Here is a 22,305-nt window from a genome sequence, read left to right as displayed (position 1 = left end):
CGCAGGGACGGCGGGGGATCAGTGCACGTTGCGCCGCACCCGCTCGTCGTAGGCCGTGCGCGAGGCGGGGTCCACGCCGGCCAGCAGGGCCGAGGCGTGGGTGGCCCTGTCGACGAAGTCCTGCACCTTGCGCGGCATCGCCTGGGTGAGCTTGGTCAGCGACTGGGTCCAGCTCGGCACCCAGACCTCCGGCCGGGGCTCGCGGATGACCGACTCGATCGCCTCGGCGACGTCCTCGGCGGTGACCGGCTTGATCCCCTTGGCCGGCGGCACGCCGGTGGCGAGCTCGGTCTGCACGACCGTCGGCATGATCAGCGAGACGTCGACGTTGGACGGGGCCAGCTCTGCCCGCAGCGCCTCGGAGAAGCCGACCACGGCGAACTTCGAGGCCGAGTAGGTCGCACCGTCGGGCACCGCGACCCGTCCGACCGCCGAGGAGACGTTGACGATGTGGCCGGTGCCGCGCTCGACCATCGTCGGCGCGACGGCCTTGATGCCGTTGATCGGGCCGTGCACGTTGACCTCGAAGATCGCCCGGGTGAGGGCGTCGTCCTCCTTCAGCACCGAGCCGAGCGGCATGATCCCGGCGTTGTTGACCAGCACGTCCCACGGGCCCAGCTCGGCCACGGTCTCCAGGAACGTACGCCACGACTCCGGGTCGGTGACGTCGAGATGGGCGGCCTTCACCCGTGGCCCGAACTCACTGACGAGGTCGGCGGCGAGATCCGGGTCCAGGTCGCCGATGGCCACGGAGGCCCCGGCGCGGGCCAGCCGCTCGGCGCTGGCGTGCCCGATGCCCCGGGCGCCTCCGGTGACGATGACGGAGGTTCCCTCGATCTGACGTGTCATGACTCTCCTTGGTTGGTGCGGACCATGCTGCGTACGGCTTTTCTGTCGGTCTTCCCCACGCTCGTGACGGGCACGGCGTCGAGGATCAGGACCTCGCGGGGGTACTTGTGGGGCGCGAGACGGGTCTTGGCGAAGGCGATCAGCTCCTCCGGGGTGGCCTGCGCACCGGGATGGAGCGCGACCACCGCGACCACCTCCTCGCCGCTCTTGGTGTCCGGACGGCCGACCACAGCGGCGGCGGTGACCGCCTCGTGGGCGAGGAGCGCGTCCTCGACGTCGCGCGGGAAGACGTTGAACCCGCCACGGATGATCAGGTCCTTGATCCGGTCGTCGACGTAGAGATAGCCGTCGTCGTCGAAGTGGCCGATGTCGCCGGTGTGCAGCCAGCCGTCGACGAGGGTGGCCGCGGTCTGCTCGGGGTCGTTCCAGTAGCCCTGCATCACCCCCGGCCCGCGCACCCAGATCTCGCCCTCCTCGCCGGCAGGCAGCGGCTCGCCCGACGGCCCGGCGATGATCACCTCGGCGTGGGAGAGCGGCTTGCCGACGCTGCCGGGCCGCGACTCCTCGATGCTCGAGGCGGCGATCACCGCGCTCGACTCGGTGCAGCCGTAGCCCTCCAGGATCGTCACCCCGAAGGCTTCCTCGACCTTCTCCCGCAGCGCCGGCAGCAGCGGAGCGCCGCCGCTGCCGAAGGAGCGCAGCGAGCCCAGGTCGTAGTCCTGGTACGGCTGGTCGAGCAGCATCTGCAGCATCGACGGCACCACCGTGCTGGCCTCGATCCGGTGCTCCTGGGCGAGCTCGAGCCAGCCCTTGGCGTCGAACCACCGCTGCAGCACCGAGCTCTGCGGCCGCGAGGCGTGCATCCCGCTGATGACCACGATCAGGCCGTACGCGTGGGAGAGCGGCAGCGGCAGCAGCCACCTGGTCGTGCCCTGGCTCTCGCCGACCCGGTGGAGTGCGTGCCCGGACTCCCACAGGCCGCGGTGGCTGAGCATCACGCCCTTGGCCCGTCCGGTGGTGCCGCCGGTGTAGAGCAACGCGGCCAGGTCGTCGTCACCGCGAGGAGCGATCTCGATCGGGTCGGCGCTCTCCAGACTCTCGTACGCCACCAGCCCCTCGCCCTCCGGCGTGTCCCCGGCGACGATGACGGTCAGGCCGAGGCCCTCGGAGGCCGCCTGGACCAGCGGGAGCAGCTCGGGCGTGACGATGGCCGCGGCGGCGCCGGAGTCCTCCAGGATGTGGCGCAGCTCCGGCGGGGTCTGCAGGAAGATCACCGGCGTCACGACTGCCCCGAGCCGCCACAGGGCGCGGTAGCTGACGAAGACCTCCGGAGTGTTCATGGTGAGCACCACGACCCGGTCGCCCGGCTCGATGCCGAGGCCGCGCAGCCCGCCGGCGACCCGGGCGGACCGCTCGGCGATCGAGGTCGAGGTGTGCCACTCGCCCTCGAAGAAGATCATCGGGTAGTCGCCGTGCTTGGCGTAGGAGGCCTCCGCCAGCACCGCCAGGTTGTGCTCGCCCGGAGCGGCCCCCTCGAGGGGCTCCGCCGCGCTCATCGGACGCCCAGCTTCCGCATCGCCTTGAGCTGGCCGTTGCCGAGCTTCACGAACTTCTCCAGCGTCTGCCCCTTGAGCGGCCCGATCGGACCCATCCGGGAGACGGCGAGGGTCTGCGCGTCGGTGAACCGGCGGATCCCGTCGGCGCCGTGGCGGCGGCCGATGCCGCTGGTGCCCATCCCGCCCATCCCGGCCTCGATGCTGCCGACCGCGAGGGCGGCGCCGTCGTTGATGTTCACCGCGCCCGCCCGGATGCGGCGGGCGATCATGTCCGCCTCGCGGAGGTTCTTGCTGAAGACGCTCGCCGAGAGCCCGGCCTCACCCTGGTTGGCGATCCGGACCGCCTCCTCGTCGCTGCCAGCACGGTAGAGCGCGACGACCGGGCCGAAGGTCTCGCCCAGGCACAGGTCCATCTCGTCGGTGACGTCCTCCAGGACCGTGGGGGCGTAGGCGTAGGGGCCCACCTCGGGGAGCGGCTCGCCGCCGGCCAGGACCCTCGCGCCCTTCGCGACCGCGTCGGTGACATGGGCGGTGATCTTCTCGAGCTGGGCCTCGGAGGCCAGCGAGCCGATGTCGGCGGAGTAGTCGAAGCCCTGCCCGACCACCTGGCTCTCGGTCTCGGCGACGAGCGCCTGCCGGAAGGCGTCGTAGACCTCCTCGTGCACCACCACGCGCTCGATGTGGACGCACATCTGGCCGGTGTTGGCGAAGGCCGCGGTCACGGTGCCGCGGGCGGCCTGGGCGAGGTCGGCGTCGCGGCGGACGATCAGCGGGTTCTTGCCGCCGAGCTCGAGGGAGGAGCCGATCAGCCGCCCGGCGGCGCGCTGGGCGACGATGCGGCCGGTCGCGGTCGACCCGGTGAACGCGATGTAGTCGACGTTGTCGATGACCGCCTCACCCGTCGCCGCGCCCGGTCCGGTCACGACCTGCCAGACGTGCTCGGGCAGACCGGCCTCGGCCATCAGTGCCCGCGTCCACAGCAGTGTCAGCGGGGTCTGCGGGTCTGCCTTGGAGATCACCGCCGAGCCGGCCAGCAGCGCGGGGATGACGTCGCCGACGCCCAGGTAGAGCGGGTAGTTCCACGGCGAGATGATGCCGACGACCTTCTTCGGCACCCGGATCTCCTTCACCGCGGTGACGCCCGGGATGACCCCTCGCACCCGCTTGTCGGCGAGGTAGACGCTGCCCCGCTTGGCGTAGTGACGGGCGACGGAGCCGACCTGCAGGATCTCCTGCCAGGCGTGGAACCGGGCCTTGCCCATCTCCCACTGGATCAGGTCGAGCACCTCGTCCTGCCGCTCGACCAGCAGGTCGTGGAAGCGGAGCACGACCTCGGCGCGGTCGGAGAACTCCAGGGTCGCCCAGTCGGGCTGGGCCGCACGCGCCGCGGCGGCGGCCTCGGCGACGTCCGCGGTGGTGACCGACGGCACCGGCGCCGTCGGCCGGGCGTCGTAGGGAGCGGACGCGGTCAGCGAGCCGTCGCCGCCGGAGACCGGGCAGGCCACCCAGCGGGTCCAGGAGGCGAGCCGTGCCTCGTCGATCCAGGTGGGACGTACGCTCTGGGCTTCTGGAGTCTTGGTGGTCATCGATCTCCTCGGATCCGGGTGAGGTGGATGGGGTTGCCGTCCTTGGGGAAGGGCAGCGAGCTGTTGTCCAGGGGCGCGCGGTAGCCGGGGGAGACGCTCCAGCGGTAGTCGCGCAGCAACCGGTGCAGGATCGACTTGACCTCGAGGCCGGCGAAGTAGAGGCCGATGCACTTGTGCACCCCGCCGCCGAACGGCTCCCACGCCATCCGGTGGCTCTTGTCCTCGCGGCGGTGCGGGGCGAAGCGCTCGGGGTCGAAGACCGTCGGGTTGGTCCAGTAGTCCTCCATCAGATGGCTGAACTGGACCCCCACCATCATCGCGGTGTCCTCGGGGATGCGGACGCCGGCGAGGCTGGTCTCCTTGACCGTACGCCGCATCAGCGCCGGCACCGGGGCCCGCAGCCGCAGCGCCTCCTTCATCACCAGGTCGAGGCTGGTCAGGCTCTCGATCTCCGGCATGGTCGGCGCGGGGCCGAGGGCGAGCGACTCCTCGCGGCAGCGCTGCTGCCACTGCGGGTGCTGACCGAGGAACTGCAGCATCGTGGAGGTGGTGATGGTCGAGGTGTCGTGGGCGGCCATCATCAGGAAGATCATGTGGTTGACGACGTCCTGGTCGCTGAACCGCTCGCCGTCGTCGGTCTCGATGTGGCACAGCACCGAGAAGATGTCGTCGGTCTGCCGCGCCCGCTTGGCGGGGAGGTAGTGGCGCAGGAAGGCCTCGAGCACCTTCCGGCCGCGGAAGGCGCGGCCCCAGCGGGTGAACGGCACGTCGGCGCGGATGACGCCGGCGGCCGCCTGCACGCAGGCGATGAACGCCCGGTTGACCCGGTCCATCTCGGCCCGGCTGGTCTCGGCGGCACCGCCCATGAAGATGTCGGCGGCGATGTCGAGGGTGAGCTGCTTGAGCCGGGGGTAGGCGGGGAAGGCCTCGTCGCTGGTCCAGCCGCGCATGCCCTCGGCGATCGCCGGCTGCATCGCAGTCGTATAGGTCGCGAGGCGGTCCCGGGTGAAGGCCTCCTGCATGATCCGGCGGTGGGCGTGGTGCTCGGCGAAGTCGAGCAGCATCAGGCCGCGGTCGAAGAACGGGCCGACGATCTCGCCCCACGCGGGCCCGTTGGCGAAGGCCTTGTCCTTGTTGCGCAGGACCGCCTCGCAGGCGTCCGGGCCGAGCACCACCACCCCGGACTGGCCGGCCCGGAAGAACGGCGAGACCGGGCCGTACGTCTCCCACTGATGGCGGTAGAAGGCGACCGGGTCGCGGGAGTAGTCGAGCAGCCTGCCGACCCAGGGGAGCCCGTGGTCGCCCGGCGCGAGCGGTGGCACCTCGCGGAGCATCTCGGTGGCTGTCATGGCGTTCGTTCCATCGTTTCCGACCTCCCGGTCCCGAGCCTTCGTCGAGGGTAGTCAAGTAGAACGTGTTCCCGCAGCATTCTGTCGGTATGGAATTTTCTCGGTGTGTTGTTGAGGGTTGTGTGGAGAGCTACGAGGCAGTCGTGATCGGTGCCGGCCAGGCCGGTCTGTCGGCGTCCTACCACCTCGCCCGCCTGGGAGTACGCCACGTGGTGCTCGACTCCGAACGGCGACCCGGAGGCGCCTGGCAGCACCGCTGGGACTCACTGACGATGCACGACGTGCACGGCGTGGCCGACCTGCCGGACGGTCGGGCGCCCGGCGACTCCCGCGAGCGGGCCAACGTCGCCGTACCGGCCTGGTTCGGCCTCTACGAGTCGCTGCACGAGCTGCCCGTGGAGCGGCCGGTGAAGGTCTCCACGGTGACCTCGGTCGGCGACCTGCTCGCGGTGCACTCGACCGACGGGCGCACCTGGCTCACCCGCACCCTCGTCAACGCCACCGGCACCTGGACCCGGCCGTTCGTGCCCCACTATCCCGGCGCCGAGACCTTCCTCGGAGAGCAGGTGCACACCCACGACTACCCCGGCGCCGACCACTTCCGCGGCAAGCGCGTGGCGGTGGTCGGTGGCGGTGCATCGGCGGTGCAGTTCCTCGGCGAGCTGGCGCCGCTGACCGACGTGCTCTGGGTCACGCGCCGCGAGCCGGTGTGGCGCTCCGACTTCGACGCCGAGCGTGGCCGTGAGGCCGTCGCACTGGTCGCCGAGCGGGTCGAGGCCGGCCTGCCGCCGGCCAGCGTCGTCAGCGTCACCGGTCTCAGCCTGCGCCCGCAGGAGCAGGAGGCCGCGCGGCTCGGTGTCTACGAGAGCCGGCTGCCGATGTTCGCCCGGATCGAGCCCGACGGGTTGCGCTGGGACTCGGGCGCTTTCGAGCGGGTCGATGCGATCCTCTGGGCCACGGGTTTCCGTCCCGCGGTCACCCACCTCGCGCCGCTGCACCTGCGCAGTCCGCACGGCGGCATCCCGCTGCTGCGCGGCTCGGCCGACGTGCAGACCGCGGTCACCGCTGCGTACGACCCGCGCGTCCAGCTCGTCGGCTATGGCCCCTCCGCCAGCACGATCGGCGCCAGCCGCGCCGGCCGCGCCGCCGCACTGGCAGTACGCCGCCAGCTGGCTGCCGAGCCCGACCCAAAGCCCGTAAACCAGTAAGCCGTCGTCACACCGATCGCCGAGTCGGCGCGTCTGCCTCGTTGTGGTTCGCCGAGTCGGCGCGTCTGCCTCGCTCTGGTTCGCCGAGTCGGCGTTGGATTCTGGGGCAGTTGCGCCGGCTCGGCGAGGAGGGGGTCAGGGGCGGTGGGTGGCGTTGAAGCGGGCCTTCTTCTCGCGGTTGCCGCAGGTGTTCATGTCGCACCAGCGGCGGGTGCGGCTGCGGCTGGTGTCGAAGAAGGCAGCTCGGCAGGTGGGGGAGGCGCAGAGGGCGAGCCTCCCGTCGCGCTCGCCGGAGACGATGTCGATCGCGTCGGCGGCGATGACGCCGAGGGCGTCGACGAGGGCGGAGTCCGGGCCCAGCTGCCAGCGGCGCTCGCCATCGCGGGTCAGCAACGCAGAGGCGCGGCCGTCGGTGCTGTAGGCGTTGATCACCTCGACGGCAGAGGAGGGGAGCGGCTCGTCGAGGGCGGCCGCGGTGGCGGCGGCGTGGATGGACTCCCGGAGCTCGCGGGCGAGGTCGAGCTGGGCCGGGGTGCAGGCGTCGACGGCCAGGCCATAGACGTCGAGCCAGTCGAGGAGCCGCTGCGGAGTGGGGATGCGCTCGACCGGATCGCCGTGACGCTCCGAGAGGGTCCCCGTGAAGCTCGTCGCGAGCACGCTGCCGAGGCGGAAGTCGGGGTGTCCAGCAGGCATGGAACCACCATAGCCGGTTGTCAAGCACTGCGACGGCATGCTAGAACCGTCATAGCCGGTTCCGACGACGCCAGGAGGATCCATGTCCGACCAGAGCCGTGACGTACGACCGTTCGAAGCCCACGCGCCCGAAGAAGACCTCGCCGACCTGCGAGCGCGCCTGGCCGCCGCGCGGTTGCCCGAGCCGGAGACGGTCGACACGTCAGCGACCGGACGAGACCGGTGGGACCAGGGCGTACCCCTCGACGACCTCACCCGGATCGTCGACCACTGGCGCACGAGCTACGACTGGCGAGCGTTCGAGGCACGGCTGGACCGGATCGGCCAGTTCCGGACGACCATCGACGGCCTCGGCATCCACTTCCTCCACCGTCGATCGCAGCGATCCGACGCGACTCCGCTGCTGCTGACCCACGGCTGGCCCGACAGCATCGTCCGCTTCGCCGACGTGGTCGAGGAGCTGGCCGACCCGACCGACCCCACAGACCCCGCCTTCGACGTCGTCGTCCCGTCGCTGCCCGGCTTCGGCTACAGCGACCGGCCCACGACGACCGGCTGGGGGACCGAGCGGACCGCGGCCGCCTGGGTGGAGCTGATGAGCAGGCTCGGATACGACCGGTTCCTCGCCCACGGCGGTGACTGGGGCGGCAACATCACCACCGTCCTGGCCGGCAGGTTCCCCGACCACGTCCTCGGGATCCACTCGACCTTCGCGGAGGGCCCTCCCGGTCTCTCCCTGGACGGCCTGACCCCGACGGAGCGGGAGTGGGCCGAGGGGACCCGCGACTTCTGGCAGCACCGCGCGGCGTACGCGAAGCAGCAGGCCACCCGGCCGCAGACGATCGGCTACTCGCTCGTCGACTCGCCGGTCGGATTGCTCGCCTGGCTGCTGGACAAGTTCGCCGAGTGGTCCGACACCGAGGACAGCCCGTTCGAGACGATCCCGATCGACCGCATTCTCGACGACGTCACCCTCTACTGGCTCACCCGCACCGGCGCCTCCGCAGCCCGCATCTACTACGAGAGCCACGCCGCGCTCGACCCCGATCTGCGGGTCGATGTCCCCTCGGCGATCACGATCTACCCCGCCGACGTCGAGCGGTGCCCGCGCCCGTGGGCGCAGGAGCGCTACCGCCGGATCGTCCGGTGGGGTACGCCGGAGCGCGGTGGGCACTTCCCGTCGATGGAGGTCCCCGACCTGTTCGTGGACGACCTGCGAGACGGCCTGGCTGCGGTCTTGGCAGCCCGAGCAGACTGGTCGATGTGAGACGCATCGGTGTGCTGGGCGGGATGAGCTGGGAGTCGACGGCGGAGTACTACCGCCTGCTGAACGAGATCGCCGCGAAGCAGCTCGGCGGCCTGCACTCCGCTGACCTGCTCGTCCGCTCGGTCGACTTCGCCGAGGTCGAGGAGATGCAGGTCGCGGGCGAGTGGGACCGGGCGGGCGAGCGGCTCGCCGAGGAGGCGGCCACGCTCAGCGACGCCGGGGCCGAGGTGATCGTGCTGGCCACCAACACGATGCACAAGGTCGCCGGGACGTTGGAGGAGACGTACGGCGACCGCTTCCTCCACCTGGGCGACACCACCGCGGCAGCGGTGCGGACCGCCGGCGTGCAGAAGGTGGGGCTCCTCGGCACCGGCTTCACCATGTCGCAGCCGTTCTACGCCGACCGCCTCCGCAGCCACGGCCTGGAGGTCACCGTCCCGAACGAGACGGACCAGCAGAGGGTGCACCGGATCATCTACGAGGAGCTCTGCCTCGGCGTCTTCGAGAAGAGCTCGCGCCAGGCGTACCTCGAGGTCATCGACCGGCTCGTCGCCGAAGGCTGCGAGGGCGTCATCCTCGGCTGCACCGAGATCGAGCTGCTCCTGCCCATGGAGTCGTACGCGGGTGTGCGGCTGTTCCCGACCACCCGGCTGCACTGCGAGGCAGCGATCGAGGCCGCGCTCAGCGCGTGACCGGCCACTCCTCGGCGAGGATCGCGTAGGACATCCCGTCGAGCCAGCCGCGGGTGCGGTGGAGCGAGTCCTTGCGGGTGTGGGACTCCCGTCGCATCCCGAGGCGCTCCATCAGTCGCCACGACGGCTCGTTGTCGGCGAAGCACTCCGCCACGACCCGGCGCAGCCCGAGCGGTCCGAAGCAGACGTCGAGCACCGCACGCACGGCCTCGGTGGCGTAGCCCTTGCCCTGGTGGGCGGGGTCGATCGTCCAGCCGAGCTCGGCCTGGGAGCCGATGGCCTGCTCGCGCACCTCGGTCTGCGACCACGGGTCGGTGATGCGGAGCATCAGGTCGCCGATGATGACGCCGTGGTGCTCGATCACCAGCGCAGGCCCGATGACGTCGGGGTGCTCGAAGACCCTGCGGTAGGACTCGAGGTCCGTGAACGCGGTCGTCACCCACTCGGCCACCTCCGGGAGACCGCGGAAGGCCCAGGTCGGCTCGATGTCGGCGGCCACCATCCGGCGGATCGTCAGCCGCTCGGTGTGCAGCGGCCACCCGGCCTTCACCAGCGGGTCAGGACGCGTGTCGATCATGCGCTCACCCTCGCACCAACCGAGTCCGGGACGCCACCGAGTTCTTCGGGCAGGCCGCCCTCGGTGAGCTCAGCGCGTACGACGAGGGAGGAGACCGCGCGGGTGAGGCAGACGTAGAGGCGGCGCAGGCCGGTCGCGCGGTCGGGCTCGCCGGCGACGATCGCGGTGGGGTCGGAGACGACCACGTGGTCGAACTCGAGTCCCTTGGCGAGCGAGGCGGGCACCAGGTCGAGGTGAGCGTCGAACTCGGTCTCCTCGTCCGCCTCCACCCCGATCTCGGCGAACGGGATGCGGGCCTCGGTCAGCTCGGCCCGGGCCGCCCCGAGCGAGGCGTCGGGGACGATCAGGCCCACCGAGCCGGCGCGCTCCAGGGCCTCCTGCAGAGAGGACACGAGGGCCGCTTCGGTGAAGGAGAGGTCGCCGCGCGCCCGGCGCACCGCGACCGGCGGGTCCAGGTCAGGCGCGATGTGGGGGAGGAGCCGGGCGGCGTAGGCGATCACGTCGGCCGGCACCCGGAAGCCCCGGGTCAGCTGCTCGACGTGGCCCTCGGGCTTGCCGAGGTGGGCCAGCGCCTCGGTCCATGACGAGGAGGCCCACGGCGTCGTCGCCTGGGCGAGATCGCCCAGGACCGTCAGCGAGCCGGTGGTGGACCGGCGCCCCAGCGCCCGCAGCATCATCGCGGAGAGGTCCTGGGCCTCGTCGGCGACGATGTGAGCGACCGAGGGCGTGCGGTCGAGCAGGTCGGCGATCTCGTCGAGGAGCACCAGATCGGCCAGCGACCAGCGCGCCGAGCCGGCCGAGCGCGGTGCCTTCTCCCACAGCAGCGACTCCTGCTCGGCCTCGGTGAGGATCCCGTCGGCGACCTCCGCCAGCCAGGACGCGTCGGTGAACAGCCGGAGCAGCACCTTGGCGGGCTTGAGGTCCGGCCACAGGCCGGCGGCATAGTCCTTGACAGGCTTCGTCCGCGCCACCGCGTCCTGCACCCGGTCGTCGGGCGAGTCGCCCGAGCGTTCCATCTGCACCAGCACCCGGTGGGCGAGGGCGCGGGGGAGCAGCGCCCGGCCCGCTGCGTACCTCAGGTCGTTGGACCGCAGGCCCTCCAGCGCCTCGCGCGCCTCGTAGGCCGGCACCCGCCAGCGTCGCGACCCGCGCGGGACGACCAACGCCTCCTCCGGCTCGCCGAGGTGGGACCACACCGCCCGGTGGAGCACCTCCGCCATGCGTACGTCACCCTTCAGCGTCGCCACCGAAGCGGGCTCCTCCGCGCGGACAGTGCCGTGCACGCTGACGAGCTCGGCGATCGTCGCCTGCTTGGCCTCGATCTCACCCAGCGCCGGCAGCACGTCGCGGATGTAGCGCAGGAACGAGGAGTTGGGCCCGATGATCAGCACACCGCGCCGGGTGAGCTGGTCGCGGTGCGCGTAGAGGAGGTACGCAGCGCGGTGCAGCCCCACGGCCGTCTTCCCCGTCCCCGGCGCACCCTGCACGACGATCGTCCGGGAGAGGTCGGCACGGACCAGCACGTCCTGCTCAGGCTGGATGGTGGCGACGATGTCGCGCATCGGCCCGACGCGCGGCCGCTCGATCTCCGCCTCGAGGATCGCCGAGTGCTCCTGCTGAGGACCGGTCTCGGTCAGCGACTCGTCCTCGAACGCGGTCAGCTCGCCGTGGGAGAACCCGTAGCGCCGCCGGCGGGCCAGCCCCATCGGCTCGGTGCGCGAGGCCCGGTAGAAGGGGACGCTGACCGGGGCGCGCCAGTCGACCACCATCGGGTCGCCCACGCTGTCGGAGATGTGGCGCCGGCCGATGTGGAAGGACTCACCACCCGCGGCGGGGACCCGGTCGATGCGGCCGAAGAAGAGCGGCACCTCGGGGTCGTCGGCGAGCTGCTCGAGCCGCTGGGCGAGGGTGGCGTCGAGGATCTCGGCGCTGACCCAGTTGCCGGCCGTCGAGGAGTCCAGCGACTCCACCTTGCGCCGCATCCGGGCGAGGTCCTTCCGGGACGCGGCCAGATGTGCTCGTTCGGCGTCGAGGTCGTCGCGGGCTCCGGCTACGGACATGGCTGAACCATCGTTTCTCCGTCCGTGGCCGAACGGCTCGAGGGGCATGGGGTCAAAGGTTCCAACATATGCGACCACGAAGATGCGGCCCAACAGGTTTGTTCGGGACCCACCGTTGGGCGGCGACGGGCACACTTGCGTCGTGAGCCTGTTCGATCGTTTCCGACGCCGCGGGACGCGGATGAGCCGTCCCACGGGTGAGAGCTACACCGGGTCCACGCGGGTGCGTGCCGCGGACGCCACCGACATCAAGCATCTCGAGCAGTTCGTCGAGACCCGACGGGGCGTCGAGGGATTCGTCGAGCCACGCACCGTCGTCAGCGAGGTGACCCTGCTGCTGGTCGCCTTCGACGGCGAGTGGGCCCGGCGGCGGGTGCCGTCGGCCCAGTGGGCCCACAAGTTCGCCGACAAGCGCGGGATCCCGTCCTACGACGCGGCCCGGGTCGGCGTACCGCAGCGGATGCGCGACTACATCCGGCGCCAGAAGGAGCAGGGCAGCTAGTTCACCGGGCCGGAGGACGAGTCGATCAATCCCATCGCAATTCGTCGGTGCGCCCATCTAGTCTTTACCGACGTGGCTGAAGACCTGATGATCTCCGCGCGCGGGCTGCGCAAGACGTTCGGCGATTTCGAGGCCGTACGCGGCATCGACGTGTCCGTGCGTCCCGGCGTGGCCTTCGGCTTCCTCGGACCCAACGGGGCGGGCAAGTCCTCGACGATGCGGATGATCTGCTGCGTCTCGCCGCCGACCGGCGGAGAGTTGCGGGTCTTCGGGATGGACCCGGCCCAGGACGGGCCGAAGATCAAGGCCCGTCTCGGTGTCTGCCCGCAGGAGGACACCCTCGACGTCGAGCTCAACGTCTACGACAACCTCTACGTCTACGGCCGCTACTTCGGTCTGCCCAGGGCCGAGGTGAAGGGCCGGATCGAGGAGCTCCTCGACTTCGTCCAGCTCACCGACAAGGCGAAGGCGAAGGTCGACGACCTCTCCGGTGGGATGAAGCGGCGGCTGACCATCGCCCGGAGCCTGATCAACCGGCCCGAGATACTGGTGCTCGACGAGCCCACGACAGGGCTCGACCCGCAGGCCCGTCACGTCATCTGGGACCGGCTCTTCCGGCTCAAGCAGGCCGGGGTGACCCTGCTGCTGACCACCCACTACATGGACGAGGCCGAGCAGCTGTGCGACGAGCTCGTGGTGATGGACCAGGGCCGCATCGTCGCCCACGGCACGCCGCTCGGGCTCATCCGCGACCACTCCACCCGCGAGGTCGCCGAGCTCCGCTTCGGCGTCGGTGAGCACGAGTCGCTGGCGGCCAAGGTGGAGGATCTCGCCGAGCGGATCGAGGTGCTCCCCGACCGCCTGCTCCTCTACAGCGACGACGGCGAGAGCGTCATCGAGGCCGTCCACGGCCGCGGCCTGACGCCGGCGGCCACCCTGGTGCGTCGCTCCTCGCTGGAGGACGTGTTCCTGCACCTGACCGGCCGGACCCTGGTGGACTGATGGCGACCGACTACGCCCCGGCGACCCCGTCGACGCCGACCGCCCCCTCGGGGCTCGTCTCCGGTGCGCTCCGGATGGTCGACTACTGGCTCACCGTCGCCGCGCGCACCTGGAAGGGTGCGGTGGTCACCACGTTCGTGACGCCCTTCCTCTACGTCCTGGCGCTCGGCGTGCTCCTCGGCGGCTTCATCGAGGCCGACCCGGCCACGCTCGACGGCGCCACGACCTACCTGGCGTTCGTGGCTCCCGGCATGGTCGCTGCCCACTCGATGAACATCGCCTTCGCCGAGATGACCTATCCGGTGATGGGCATGCTCAAGTGGCAGCGGATCTACTACTCGATGATCGCCTCGCCGCTGGCTCCCTCCCACATCGTGCTGGCCCAGGTCGCCTGGGTGGTGCTGCGTACGCTGCTCGCCTGTGGGGTGTTCCTGCTGGTCCTGGCCGCATTCGGGGTCTTCGACACGTTCTGGGGCGTGCTCGCGGCGTGGGTGCTGCAGGGGCTGGTCGTGCTCGCCTTCACGACGCCGGTGCTGCTGTTCTCCCTGTCCATCAGGGGCGAGGAGTCCTTCGCGCTGATCTTCCGGCTCGGGATGATCCCGCTGACGCTCTTCAGCGGCACCTTCTTCCCGATCGGCAACCTCGGCTCCGTGCTCGAGAAGATCGCGATGGCCTCGCCGCTGTGGCACGGCGTCGACCTGACCCGCATGCTCACCCTCGGCAGGCTCGACTGGGGCGTGGCCGCGCTCCACGTCGTCTACCTCGTCGTCCTGGCCGCCGTGTGCTGGTGGCTGGCGATCCGCAAGCTCGCCGAGAGGCTGGTCTCCTGAGATGGCGATCCTCAACGCAGCCGTGAGCACCGCGGTCGCCCGACCGCTGCGCGGCGGGGAGGCGGCGCGGCTGCTGCTGTGGCGCAACGTCCTCGTCTACCGGCGCAGCTGGCTGGTCTTCGTCACCGGCTTCCTCGAGCCGGTCTTCTACCTGTTCTCGATCGGCATCGGCGTCGGTGCGATCGTCACCGGCTTCACCTACGCCGGCGAGCCGATCGAGTACCGCGACTTCGTCGCCCCCGGGATGATCGCCGCCTCGGCGATGAACGGCGCCCTTCTCGACGCGACCTTCAACTTCTTCTTCAAGCTGAAGTACAACAAGCTCTACGACCAGATGCTGGCCACCCCGCTGCGCACCCTCGACATCGCGGTCGGCGAGCTCCTCTGGAACCAGCTGCGCAGCGCGATCTACGTCGGCGCCTTCCTGCTGATCATGCTCGCGATGGACCTGGTCCACTCCTGGTGGGCGCTCCTGGTGCTCCCCGCGGCCGTGCTGATCGGGTCGGCGTTCGGCGCCGTCGGCATGGCGCTGACGACCTACATGACCTCCTGGCAGGACTTCGAGAAGATCACCCTCGCGATGATGCCGATGTTCCTGTTCAGCGCCACCTTCTTCCCGATCACCGCCTTCCCAGGGTGGCTGCGCTGGATCGTCGAGCTCACCCCGCTCTACCGCGGTGTCGTGCTGTGTCGCGAGCTCACCCTCGGGGTGCCGTCGTGGGGCTCGCTCGCCTCGGTCGTCTACCTGCTGGCGTTCGGCGCGATCGGCCTCGTCATCGTGCGACGCCGCCTCGACTCCCTACTCCTCACCTGAGCGGCAGGACGTCGCGTCTCACAGGCAGGATCTCGCTGGTGAGCCCCTGCCCGGGCCGTCAAGATTGATGTCATGAGCTACGACGCGATCGAGCCCGACACCAAGGACTGGACCTGGGTCCTCGACCGGCCCTGCCCGGAGTGCGGCTTCGTCGCCGGTGCCGTCACCGCCGACCGGCTCCCCGAGATCGTCCGGGACAACGCGACCTACTGGGAGGTCTACCTCGACGCCGACAACGCGCGCGACCGGCCCCAGCCGGGGGTGTGGTCGGCGCTGGAGTACGGCGCCCACGTACGCGACGTCCACCGCATCTTCGGCGAGCGGCTCGAATGGATGCTGACCGAGGACGAGCCCCGCTTCGCCAACTGGGACCAGGACGAGGCCGCGCGCGAGAACGACTACGCGGGTCAGGAGCCGGCGGTCGTCGCCGAGGAGCTGATGGACGCCGCCGATGTGGTGGCCAGGATCTACGAGAAGGTCCCGCCCGACGCCTGGGGCCGTCGTGGCATTCGGTCCAACGGCGACGTCTTCAGCATCGAGTCGCTCGGCCGATACCACCTCCACGACGTCGTCCACCACCTCTGGGACGTACGCTCGGCGGCCAAGCGGGCGACGGTCGCGGCCTACGACGCCAGCGTCGCGACGTACGTCCAGGGCAACTCGTTCGCCGAGGAGACCCGGTCGCTGCTGGACCGGTTCCTGGCCGAGCTCGAGCCGGGTGACCACGTGCTCGAGATCGGCAGCGGCCCGGGCCACGACGCCAAAGCCCTCGAGGCCGGGGGAGTGCGGGTGCGCCGCACCGACATCAGCGAGGGGTTCGTGGCCCACCTGCGCAAGCAGGGGTACGCCGCGGCCTGCTTGGACCCGCTCACCGACGACCTCCGCGACCCGGTCCACCCCGACGTCCCCTACGCCGGCGTGTGGGCATCGGCGACGCTGCTGCACGTGGCCCGGGACGACTTTGCCGCGGTGCTCGGACGGCTCGCCGAGGTGACCCGCCCCGGCGGCGCGCTGCACGTCTCGATGAAGGAGGGCGACGGTGAGGAGTGGACCAGCCGAGGCCACGTCGACGCGCCGCGCCTCTTCGTCTACTGGCGCGAGCCCGACCTGCGGGCGGCGTTGGACGAGGCCGGTTGGGACGTCGTCGAGGTCGGTCACGCCGACAGCAGGATCGGCGACGTCTGGCTCGACGTGCTCGCTCGCCGGCGCGGCTTAGTCGCAGCCGGAGGCTGAGTAGCATTCGGGTCGATGAGACACACGGAGTTCTGGTCCCGGATGGACGATGCGCTGGGCGCGGGCTACTCGCGCGCCTGGGCGCGCCAGTTCGTGATGGGCGACCTGGGCGGTCGCACCGCCCAGGAGGCGCTCGACGACGGGGTGCCGCCGAAGGAGGTCTGGGCCGCCGTCTGGAAGGCCCTGGAGCTGCCGGCGCGTGATCGGTGATGCTCGACGCGCCGGCCGGGGTGGCTGCGATCCAGAGGCGCACCATCCTCACTCTGGTCGCCACCCAGGCGGTCGGCGCGATGGGCATTACGATCGGCATCGCGACCGCCTCCCTGCTCGCGCGCGACCTGTCCGGGTCGGAGTCGATGGCGGGTCTCTCGCAGACGACCCAGGTGCTGGGCGCTGCTGTGGCTGCGTACGTCCTGGGGCGGGTGATGGACGCCCGCGGACGCCGGTTCGGGCTGTTGGCCGGCTATCTGCTCGGGGCGAGCGGTGGCCTGCTGGCGGTGCTGGCCGGCGTGGTCGGGTCGATGGCGCTGCTCCTGGTCGGCGCGGTGCTGCTCGGTGCGACGACCGCCGCGAACAACGGCGCCCGCTATGCGGCCACCGACCTGGCTCCGGCGACCAGTCGGGCACGGGCGCTGTCGGTGGTGGTCTGGGCGACCACGGTCGGCGCGGTGATCGGCCCCAACCTGACCGGGGTCTCCGAGCTCTTCTCCGACGCCGTCGGGATCCCGGTCCTGACCGGACCGTTCGCGCTCGGCGCGATCGGGATGTTGGCCGCCGCTCTCGTGGTCGGGCTGTTCCTGCGCCCTGACCCGCTCCTGGTCGCCCGGCAGGGCGCGCCCGCGACGACGCGGGCACCGGGCAGGAGCTGGCGTCGGGCGCTCGCCGTGATCCGCGAACGTCCCGCGCTCGCCGCGGCGGTCGCCGGGCAGGCGGCCGCGCACGCCACCATGGTGGCGGTGATGGTGATGACCCCGCTCCACATGGAGCACGGCGGCGCCGGCCTGGAGGTCATCGGCCTGGTGATCAGTGCTCACGTCCTGGGGATGTTCGCCTTCGCGCCGGTCTCGGGCTGGCTGGCCGACCGCTTGGGCCGGGCTGACGTGATGGCGCTCGGGGGCGGGGTGCTCCTGGTGGCGCTGGTCCTGTGCGCCGCCGCTCCGCAGGGCAGCTCGGGCCGGATCTTCCTCGGCCTCTTCCTGCTGGGTCTCGGCTGGTCGCTCGCCACCATCGCCGCGGCCACCTCGGTCGCCGACCACACCCCTCTCGAGGTGCGCGCCGACGTCCAGGGCACCGCCGACCTGATCATGGGCGTCGCAGCCGCCGCTGCCGGAGCGCTCTCGGGAGTCGTCGTCGACCTGGCCGGCTACCCGACGCTCGCGCTCGGCACCATCCTGCTCGTCGCGGTGCTGTTCGGCGCTGCGTACGTGGCCCGCCGCTCGGCCGCCACACCGGCGGACGGGCAGGGCCGCTGAGCGACCCTGCCCGCGAGGTGCCCCTCAGCCGAGGAGCTTCTCCATGGTGTCGATCTCGTCGGACTGCGTCTCGATGACGGTGCCGGCGAGGTCGACGGCCGGCTTGAACCGGCCGCTGTCCTGCTCGGTCTCGGACATCTCGATCGCGCCCTGGTGGTGCTCGACCATCATCTCGAGCCACATGTCCTCGAACTCGGCGTCCGAGGCCTTCTCCAGGGCCTCCATGTCCTCGGCCGACATCATCCCGGGCATGTCGTCCATGTCCTTCATCGCGTCGGACATGCTGGACTCGTCGTCGCCGTGACCCTCATGACCGCCGTTGACGTGGTCGCGCATCGTCGAGGGCACCTCCTCGCCCCACTGCTGCAGCCAGCCTGACATGGTCTCGATCTCGGGGCTCTGGGCCGCCCGGATCCCGTCGGCGAGCCCCTGGACCTCCGGATCGAGATCGCGGTCCATGGTCATGTCGACCATCGACATCGCCTGGGCGTGGTGCTGGATCATGTCGGTCGCGAAGGCGACGTCGGCCTTGTTGTGCTCGGTCTCCGAGAGCTCCTGGGGCTTCTCGGCCTCCTCGCCGCCACACGCGGAGAGCGTCAGCAGCACGGTCAGCCCGGCTGCGGCGCAGGTGGCGCGGACGATGGAACGGTGCGTACGCATCTGGTGTTTCTCCTTGTCGAAGTGCTGTTCGTCGGGCGTCGAGCGCCGATCAGCACCTGATGACGGAGTAGGCCCAGACGGCCGGAGGGCCTGTCGCAGGACGGGAGACCAGCCGCATCGGGTCGCCGCGCCGGGGGAGGCCGGGGGAGCGGGCGAACCACCACACCGGCGTACGCCGCAGCCTGCTCAGCAGCAGAGCTCCCACCGCGATCAGGAACGCCGCGCACAGCATCATCGCCGTGTGCCCGTCACCCGGGTCTCCGGTGTGGTCGGTGTGTCCGGTTGCGTGCCCGGTCCGGGCGGCGTGGTCGAGGGCGTGGGTGTGCCCGACATGAGCGGCGGGAAGGGTCAGCGGACCGTGCTCACCGTCGGTTGCGGTGCCGTGCGGGCTCAGCGCGTGCATGGCGAGCAGGCCGGCGACGGTGGCCACGACCGCGGCCAGCAGCAGGGCGCGTACGAACCTCGGGGTCCTCCGGTCCGTTCGTGCTGCCGTCCACACACCGCACACCTTAAGGAGTCGCTCGTGGACGGACAAAGCGGGGTCCCGAGGCCGATATCGCTTGCCAAGCATACCCCTATGGGGTATGAATTGAGGGAAGGTACGACTCTCGAGCAAGGGAGCGACATGACGTCGCACGAGCACATCCACGCAGGACATGACCACGCGGGTCACGAGCACGCCGGCCACGCCGGACACACCGGGCACGGTGGGCACGGTGGGCACGGTGGGCACGGCGGCGCCGGGGTGAACGCGATGGCGGCCAGCGCCACGCTGCACTGCCTCACCGGGTGTGCGATCGGGGAGATCGCGGGGCTGATGATCGGCACCGCGGTCGGGCTGAGCACCGGGTGGACCATCGTCGTGGCGATCGCCCTCGCGTTCGCCTTCGGCTACACCCTCTCGACGCTGCCGCTGCTCAAGTCCGGCCTCGCCCTCGGTGCCGCGTTCTCCGTCGTGCTCGCCGCCGACACCCTCTCCATCGCGACCATGGAGGTGGTCGACAACCTGGTCATGGCGTTCATCCCGGGGGCCATGGAGGCGGGTCTGGTCAACGTCGTCTTCTGGGTCGGGATGATGATCGCCCTCGCGGTCGCGTTCGTCGCCGCCTTCCCGGTCAACCGTTACCTCCTCCAGCGCGGGAAGGGGCATGCGCTGACGCACGAGTACCACGGCGCGGAGGCGGTCCAGGAGGGCTTCCGGCGCCATATCCCGGCGTTCTCCAGCGGTGCTCTGGCGGCGGTGATCGTCGCCTTCATGCTCGGTGGTCTCTCGGTCGCCGTGGCCGACGAGATGGGCGGCGGTCCATCCTCTTCCGAGCAGGGGGAGATGTAGCAGCGCTGAGCCCCTGGTCGCTCCCGACACGCCCGAACAGGTGTTCACATCGAACGCTTGTTCGGGTTAGTGTGGTGGGAGGTGGAGCTGGATTCGTGCTTTGCGAGGGGTCGTGAAACACCGTGCCGGAGGGTCCCGTTCAGAAACTGTCGGTGGTCCCGTCTAGCGTCTGCCTTGATGACGACGAAGACACGTGGACAAGCGGCAGGCAGGAGCAAGAAATCTGCTCCTCAGGAAGGAAAGAACATGGCGGCAGGTGATCGCGAGAAGGCATTGGACGCCGCTCTCGCAAACATCGAAAGGCAGTTCGGCAAGGGCTCGGTCATGCGACTGGGCGACGAGACGAAGGCCCCGCTCGAGGTGATCCCCACCGGGTCGATCGCGCTCGACGTGGCGCTCGGCCTGGGCGGTCTGCCCCGCGGGCGGGTCGTGGAGGTCTACGGCCCGGAGTCGTCGGGTAAGACGACGGTCGCGCTGCACGCGGTGGCCAACGCGCAGAAGGCCGGCGGCATCGTGGCCTTCATCGACGCCGAGCACGCGCTCGACCCCGAATACGCGAAGAACCTCGGCGTCGACACCGACGCCCTGCTGGTCTCCCAGCCCGACTCCGGTGAGCAGGCCCTGGAGATCGCCGACATGCTGATCCGCTCGGGCGCGCTCGACCTGATCGTCATCGACTCCGTCGCGGCGCTCGTGCCGCGCGCCGAGATCGAGGGCGAGATGGGCGACAGCCACGTCGGTCTGCAGGCGCGCCTGATGAGCCAGGCGCTGCGGAAGATGACCTCGGCGCTCAACAACTCCGGCACCACCGCGATCTTCATCAACCAGCTGCGCGAGAAGATCGGCGTGATGTTCGGCTCGCCCGAGACCACGACCGGTGGTCGCGCGCTGAAGTTCTACTCCTCGGTGCGCCTCGACGTGCGCCGGATCGAGACGCTCAAGGACGGCACCGACATGGTCGGCAACCGCACCCGCGTCAAGGTCGTGAAGAACAAGGTGGCTCCGCCGTTCAAGCAGGCCGAGTTCGACATCATGTACGGCAAGGGCATCTCCCGCGAGGGTGGTCTGATCGATGTCGGCGTCGAGGCCGGCCTCGTCCGTAAGGCCGGCGCTTGGTACACCTACGAGGGTGACCAGCTCGGCCAGGGCAAGGAGAACTCGCGCAACTTCCTCAAGGACAACCCCGACCTGGCCAACGAGCTGGAGAAGCGGATCCTCGAGAAGCTCGGCGTGGTGCCGACGGTCGAGGCGGAGGAGACCCCCGCCGCCGAGCCCGCCGGCGTCGAGGACTTCTAGGCCCAGCTGACACGTGGCTTCGTCCAAGCGTGACCGCTCGTCCACCCAGGACCCCTGGGTGGACGAGCGACCCGCGCCCGACTGGCTGGGAGATGTGACCCTCGGCGTCGAGGCCTGGGCCGGCAAGTCCCCGGTGGTCGAGCCTGTCGAGACCACCCCGCAGCCACGGTCGGTCGAGCCGTCGTCGCGACGAAGGAGCGACGACGAGTCGAGACCGACCCGGTCCCGCCGGCGCGAACCCCGCCCAGCGGACCCCGCAGACCCCAAGAACGACCCTTCGACAGGCTCAGGACACCGCCCCGAGCCCGATCACGAGGCGATCGCCCGCAAGATCCTGCTCGACGCCCTCACCGGCCAGGCGCGCAGTCGCAAGGAGCTCGCCGACAAGCTGGAGAAGAAGGAGGTCCCGGCGGCGCTGGCGACACAGCTGCTGGACCGCTTCGAAGAGGTCGGCCTGATCGACGACGAGGCCTTCGCCAGGGCCTGGATCGCCAGCCGCCAGCCCGGCAAGGGTCTGGCTCGCCGGGCGCTGGCCCAGGAGCTGCGCCGCAAGGGCATCGACGACGAGGTCGCCCGCGAGGCCCTCGACGAGATCGATCCCGACGACGAGCGCGAGGCCGGCCGGCGGATGGTCCGACGCAAGCTGCGCTCCCTGGAGCGCTTCGACGACCAGACCAAGACCCGACGCCTGGTCGGGATGCTCGCCCGCAAGGGATACGGAGCCGGTGTGGCCTTCAGCATCGTCCGCGAGGAGCTCGCCCTCGCCGATGACGAGGCCGCCGGCGATCTCATGTCAGAATCCGATCTGTGAGTGAGCAGCAAGAGCGCGAGATCCTGACCTACGACCTCTTCGGCAGCGCGGTGCGCGAGATCGCCCAGAAGGTCGTCGACAGCGGCTACGAGCCCGACATCGTGCTCTCCATCGCCCGCGGTGGCCTCGCCCTCGGGATGGGCCTGGGCTATGCGCTCGACGTGAAGAACCTGTCTGCGGTCAACGTGGAGTTCTACACCGGCGTCAACGAGCGTCTCGACGTGCCGATGATGCTGCCGCCGACCCCGGCCGCAGTCGACCTGACCGGGATGAAGGTGCTGATCGCCGACGACGTCGCCGACACCGGCAAGACCCTCGAGATCGTGCACGAGTTCTGCAAGGGCCACGTCGCCGAGGCTCGCACCGCGGTCATCTTCGAGAAGCCGTGGACGGTGATCAACGCCGACTACGTCTACAAGCTGACCGACCGCTGGATCGACTTTCCGTGGTCCTCCCAGCCGCCGCTGGTCGACCGCCGTGGCGGCCAGGCCCACTGACCCGACGGCGTTAGCCTG

23 protein-coding genes are annotated in these 22,305 nt (G+C 70.6%); 14 read left to right on the top strand and 9 right to left on the bottom strand.

Annotated features, from left to right (window positions below):
- Nucleotides 1-18: 18 nt before the first annotated feature.
- The 4 genes from IEY81_RS16140 to IEY81_RS16125 are packed head-to-tail and all read right to left on the bottom strand — an operon-like array spanning nucleotide 19 to nucleotide 5,340.
- Nucleotides 19-849 (bottom strand): SDR family oxidoreductase, encoded by an 831-nt coding sequence (locus tag IEY81_RS16140; RefSeq protein WP_189119507.1) that lies wholly within the window; start codon nucleotides 847-849, stop codon nucleotides 19-21.
- Nucleotides 846-2,405 carry a class I adenylate-forming enzyme family protein gene (locus tag IEY81_RS16135; protein ID WP_189119506.1) on the bottom strand — a complete coding sequence of 520 codons (1,560 nt, stop codon included), beginning with the start codon at nucleotides 2,403-2,405 and terminating at the stop codon, nucleotides 846-848. Before IEY81_RS16135 ends, IEY81_RS16140 begins: the two co-directional genes overlap by 4 nt.
- The gene (locus IEY81_RS16130; RefSeq protein ID WP_189119505.1) at nucleotides 2,402-3,991 is read right to left on the bottom strand and encodes a succinic semialdehyde dehydrogenase; all 1,590 of its coding nucleotides are present in this window, start codon (nucleotides 3,989-3,991) and stop codon (nucleotides 2,402-2,404) included. Before IEY81_RS16130 ends, IEY81_RS16135 begins: the two co-directional genes overlap by 4 nt.
- Nucleotides 3,988-5,340, bottom strand: coding sequence for a cytochrome P450 (locus IEY81_RS16125; RefSeq protein ID WP_189119504.1), 1,353 nt, complete (start codon nucleotides 5,338-5,340; stop codon nucleotides 3,988-3,990). The genes IEY81_RS16130 and IEY81_RS16125 overlap by 4 nt, the downstream gene beginning before the upstream one ends.
- 122 nt (nucleotides 5,341-5,462) lie before the next feature.
- On the opposite strand from IEY81_RS16125, the gene IEY81_RS16120 reads away from it, so the two are divergent.
- Nucleotides 5,463-6,548 (top strand): NAD(P)-binding domain-containing protein, encoded by a 1,086-nt coding sequence (locus IEY81_RS16120; protein ID WP_189119503.1) that lies wholly within the window; start codon nucleotides 5,463-5,465, stop codon nucleotides 6,546-6,548.
- Nucleotides 6,549-6,683: 135 nt separating this feature from the next.
- Here the strand turns inward: IEY81_RS16120 and IEY81_RS16115 are convergent, their stop codons facing one another.
- Nucleotides 6,684-7,241, bottom strand: a complete 558-nt coding sequence (locus IEY81_RS16115) for a CGNR zinc finger domain-containing protein (RefSeq protein ID WP_189119502.1) — start codon at nucleotides 7,239-7,241, stop codon at nucleotides 6,684-6,686.
- Nucleotides 7,242-7,323: 82 nt separating this feature from the next.
- Here IEY81_RS16115 and IEY81_RS16110 point away from each other — a divergent pair, with 82 nt between their 5' ends.
- Both IEY81_RS16110 and IEY81_RS16105 read left to right on the top strand, forming a co-directional pair.
- On the top strand, nucleotides 7,324-8,508 hold the full coding sequence (locus tag IEY81_RS16110) for an epoxide hydrolase family protein (protein WP_189119501.1): 1,185 nt from the start codon (nucleotides 7,324-7,326) through the stop codon (nucleotides 8,506-8,508).
- On the top strand, nucleotides 8,505-9,200 hold the full coding sequence (locus tag IEY81_RS16105) for an aspartate/glutamate racemase family protein (RefSeq protein ID WP_189119500.1): 696 nt from the start codon (nucleotides 8,505-8,507) through the stop codon (nucleotides 9,198-9,200). Before IEY81_RS16110 ends, IEY81_RS16105 begins: the two co-directional genes overlap by 4 nt.
- On the opposite strand, the gene IEY81_RS16100 is transcribed toward IEY81_RS16105, so the two are convergent.
- Together IEY81_RS16100 and IEY81_RS16095 are read right to left on the bottom strand one after the other, a co-directional pair.
- Nucleotides 9,190-9,777 (bottom strand): GNAT family N-acetyltransferase, encoded by a 588-nt coding sequence (locus tag IEY81_RS16100; RefSeq protein ID WP_189119499.1) that lies wholly within the window; start codon nucleotides 9,775-9,777, stop codon nucleotides 9,190-9,192. The two genes, IEY81_RS16105 and IEY81_RS16100, sit on opposite strands and share 11 nt — an antisense overlap.
- Nucleotides 9,774-11,837: a HelD family protein gene (locus IEY81_RS16095; RefSeq protein ID WP_189119498.1), complete on the bottom strand. Its 2,064-nt coding sequence runs from the start codon at nucleotides 11,835-11,837 to the stop codon at nucleotides 9,774-9,776. The genes IEY81_RS16100 and IEY81_RS16095 overlap by 4 nt, the downstream gene beginning before the upstream one ends.
- A gap of 142 nt (nucleotides 11,838-11,979) precedes the next feature.
- Between IEY81_RS16095 and IEY81_RS16090 the strand changes: the two genes are divergently transcribed.
- From IEY81_RS16090 to IEY81_RS16060, 7 genes are all read left to right on the top strand, one after another.
- Entirely contained in the window at nucleotides 11,980-12,339 is a 360-nt protein-coding gene (locus tag IEY81_RS16090; protein WP_268244502.1) for a hypothetical protein, read from the top strand.
- A 72-nt stretch (nucleotides 12,340-12,411) separates the two neighbouring features.
- Nucleotides 12,412-13,341, top strand: coding sequence for an ATP-binding cassette domain-containing protein (locus IEY81_RS16085; RefSeq protein ID WP_229787915.1), 930 nt, complete (start codon nucleotides 12,412-12,414; stop codon nucleotides 13,339-13,341).
- The gene (locus IEY81_RS16080; RefSeq protein WP_189119497.1) at nucleotides 13,341-14,171 is read left to right on the top strand and encodes an ABC transporter permease; all 831 of its coding nucleotides are present in this window, start codon (nucleotides 13,341-13,343) and stop codon (nucleotides 14,169-14,171) included. Before IEY81_RS16085 ends, IEY81_RS16080 begins: the two co-directional genes overlap by 1 nt.
- Nucleotide 14,172: 1 nt before the next feature.
- Nucleotides 14,173-14,985, top strand: coding sequence for an ABC transporter permease (locus IEY81_RS16075; RefSeq protein ID WP_189119496.1), 813 nt, complete (start codon nucleotides 14,173-14,175; stop codon nucleotides 14,983-14,985).
- A 72-nt stretch (nucleotides 14,986-15,057) separates the two neighbouring features.
- A complete protein-coding gene (locus IEY81_RS16070) occupies nucleotides 15,058-16,218 on the top strand; it encodes a methyltransferase domain-containing protein (protein ID WP_189119495.1) in 1,161 nt (386 codons plus the stop codon).
- Between the two features lie 15 nt (nucleotides 16,219-16,233).
- Entirely contained in the window at nucleotides 16,234-16,428 is a 195-nt protein-coding gene (locus tag IEY81_RS16065; protein WP_189119494.1) for a DUF3046 domain-containing protein, read from the top strand.
- A complete protein-coding gene (locus tag IEY81_RS16060; protein ID WP_229787914.1) occupies nucleotides 16,428-17,690 on the top strand; it encodes an MFS transporter in 1,263 nt (420 codons plus the stop codon). The genes IEY81_RS16065 and IEY81_RS16060 overlap by 1 nt, the downstream gene beginning before the upstream one ends.
- A gap of 24 nt (nucleotides 17,691-17,714) precedes the next feature.
- On the opposite strand, the gene IEY81_RS16055 is transcribed toward IEY81_RS16060, so the two are convergent.
- Together IEY81_RS16055 and IEY81_RS16050 are read right to left on the bottom strand one after the other, a co-directional pair.
- Complete coding sequence (locus IEY81_RS16055; RefSeq protein WP_189119492.1) at nucleotides 17,715-18,350, bottom strand: DUF305 domain-containing protein; 636 nt, start codon at nucleotides 18,348-18,350, stop codon at nucleotides 17,715-17,717.
- 49 nt (nucleotides 18,351-18,399) lie between these two features.
- On the bottom strand, nucleotides 18,400-18,849 hold the full coding sequence (locus IEY81_RS16050) for a DUF6153 family protein (protein ID WP_189119491.1): 450 nt from the start codon (nucleotides 18,847-18,849) through the stop codon (nucleotides 18,400-18,402).
- A gap of 126 nt (nucleotides 18,850-18,975) precedes the next feature.
- Here IEY81_RS16050 and IEY81_RS16045 point away from each other — a divergent pair, with 126 nt between their 5' ends.
- The 4 genes from IEY81_RS16045 to IEY81_RS16030 all read left to right on the top strand — a co-directional run bounded on the left by IEY81_RS16045 (nucleotide 18,976) and on the right by IEY81_RS16030 (nucleotide 22,287).
- Nucleotides 18,976-19,683, top strand: a complete 708-nt coding sequence (locus tag IEY81_RS16045) for a DUF4396 domain-containing protein (RefSeq protein ID WP_229787913.1) — start codon at nucleotides 18,976-18,978, stop codon at nucleotides 19,681-19,683.
- A 246-nt stretch (nucleotides 19,684-19,929) separates the two neighbouring features.
- Nucleotides 19,930-20,979: a recombinase RecA gene (gene recA, locus IEY81_RS16040; protein ID WP_189119490.1), complete on the top strand. Its 1,050-nt coding sequence runs from the start codon at nucleotides 19,930-19,932 to the stop codon at nucleotides 20,977-20,979.
- Between the two features lie 58 nt (nucleotides 20,980-21,037).
- Nucleotides 21,038-21,790 (top strand): regulatory protein RecX, encoded by a 753-nt coding sequence (locus tag IEY81_RS16035; protein ID WP_189119489.1) that lies wholly within the window; start codon nucleotides 21,038-21,040, stop codon nucleotides 21,788-21,790.
- Nucleotides 21,787-22,287, top strand: a complete 501-nt coding sequence (locus IEY81_RS16030; protein WP_189119488.1) for a phosphoribosyltransferase — start codon at nucleotides 21,787-21,789, stop codon at nucleotides 22,285-22,287. The genes IEY81_RS16035 and IEY81_RS16030 overlap by 4 nt, the downstream gene beginning before the upstream one ends.
- Nucleotides 22,288-22,305: the final 18 nt, after the last annotated feature.

This window comes from Nocardioides luteus, assembly GCF_014648595.1.
In the GTDB taxonomy this organism is placed as follows: Bacteria; Actinomycetota; Actinomycetes; order Propionibacteriales; family Nocardioidaceae; genus Nocardioides; species Nocardioides luteus.
The sequence above is the reverse complement of the archived record's forward strand: the minus strand, read 5'-3'. Positions and strand labels throughout refer to the sequence as shown.

Coding starts and splice junctions, on each gene's coding strand:
- IEY81_RS16080 (WP_189119497.1), top strand. CDS start 13,341: ATGGCGACCGACTACGCCCCGGCGACCCCGTCGACGCCGACCGCCCCC.
- IEY81_RS16060 (WP_229787914.1), top strand. CDS start 16,428: ATGCTCGACGCGCCGGCCGGGGTGGCTGCGATCCAGAGGCGCACCATC.
- IEY81_RS16135 (WP_189119506.1), bottom strand. CDS start 2,405: ATGAGCGCGGCGGAGCCCCTCGAGGGGGCCGCTCCGGGCGAGCACAAC.
- IEY81_RS16100 (WP_189119499.1), bottom strand. CDS start 9,777: ATGATCGACACGCGTCCTGACCCGCTGGTGAAGGCCGGGTGGCCGCTG.
- recA (WP_189119490.1), top strand. CDS start 19,930: ATGGCGGCAGGTGATCGCGAGAAGGCATTGGACGCCGCTCTCGCAAAC.
- IEY81_RS16125 (WP_189119504.1), bottom strand. CDS start 5,340: ATGACAGCCACCGAGATGCTCCGCGAGGTGCCACCGCTCGCGCCGGGC.
- IEY81_RS16045 (WP_229787913.1), top strand. CDS start 18,976: ATGACGTCGCACGAGCACATCCACGCAGGACATGACCACGCGGGTCAC.
- IEY81_RS16115 (WP_189119502.1), bottom strand. CDS start 7,241: ATGCCTGCTGGACACCCCGACTTCCGCCTCGGCAGCGTGCTCGCGACG.
- IEY81_RS16075 (WP_189119496.1), top strand. CDS start 14,173: ATGGCGATCCTCAACGCAGCCGTGAGCACCGCGGTCGCCCGACCGCTG.
- IEY81_RS16140 (WP_189119507.1), bottom strand. CDS start 849: ATGACACGTCAGATCGAGGGAACCTCCGTCATCGTCACCGGAGGCGCC.
- IEY81_RS16055 (WP_189119492.1), bottom strand. CDS start 18,350: ATGCGTACGCACCGTTCCATCGTCCGCGCCACCTGCGCCGCAGCCGGG.
- IEY81_RS16065 (WP_189119494.1), top strand. CDS start 16,234: ATGAGACACACGGAGTTCTGGTCCCGGATGGACGATGCGCTGGGCGCG.
- IEY81_RS16070 (WP_189119495.1), top strand. CDS start 15,058: ATGAGCTACGACGCGATCGAGCCCGACACCAAGGACTGGACCTGGGTC.
- IEY81_RS16095 (WP_189119498.1), bottom strand. CDS start 11,837: ATGTCCGTAGCCGGAGCCCGCGACGACCTCGACGCCGAACGAGCACAT.
- IEY81_RS16110 (WP_189119501.1), top strand. CDS start 7,324: ATGTCCGACCAGAGCCGTGACGTACGACCGTTCGAAGCCCACGCGCCC.
- IEY81_RS16130 (WP_189119505.1), bottom strand. CDS start 3,991: ATGACCACCAAGACTCCAGAAGCCCAGAGCGTACGTCCCACCTGGATC.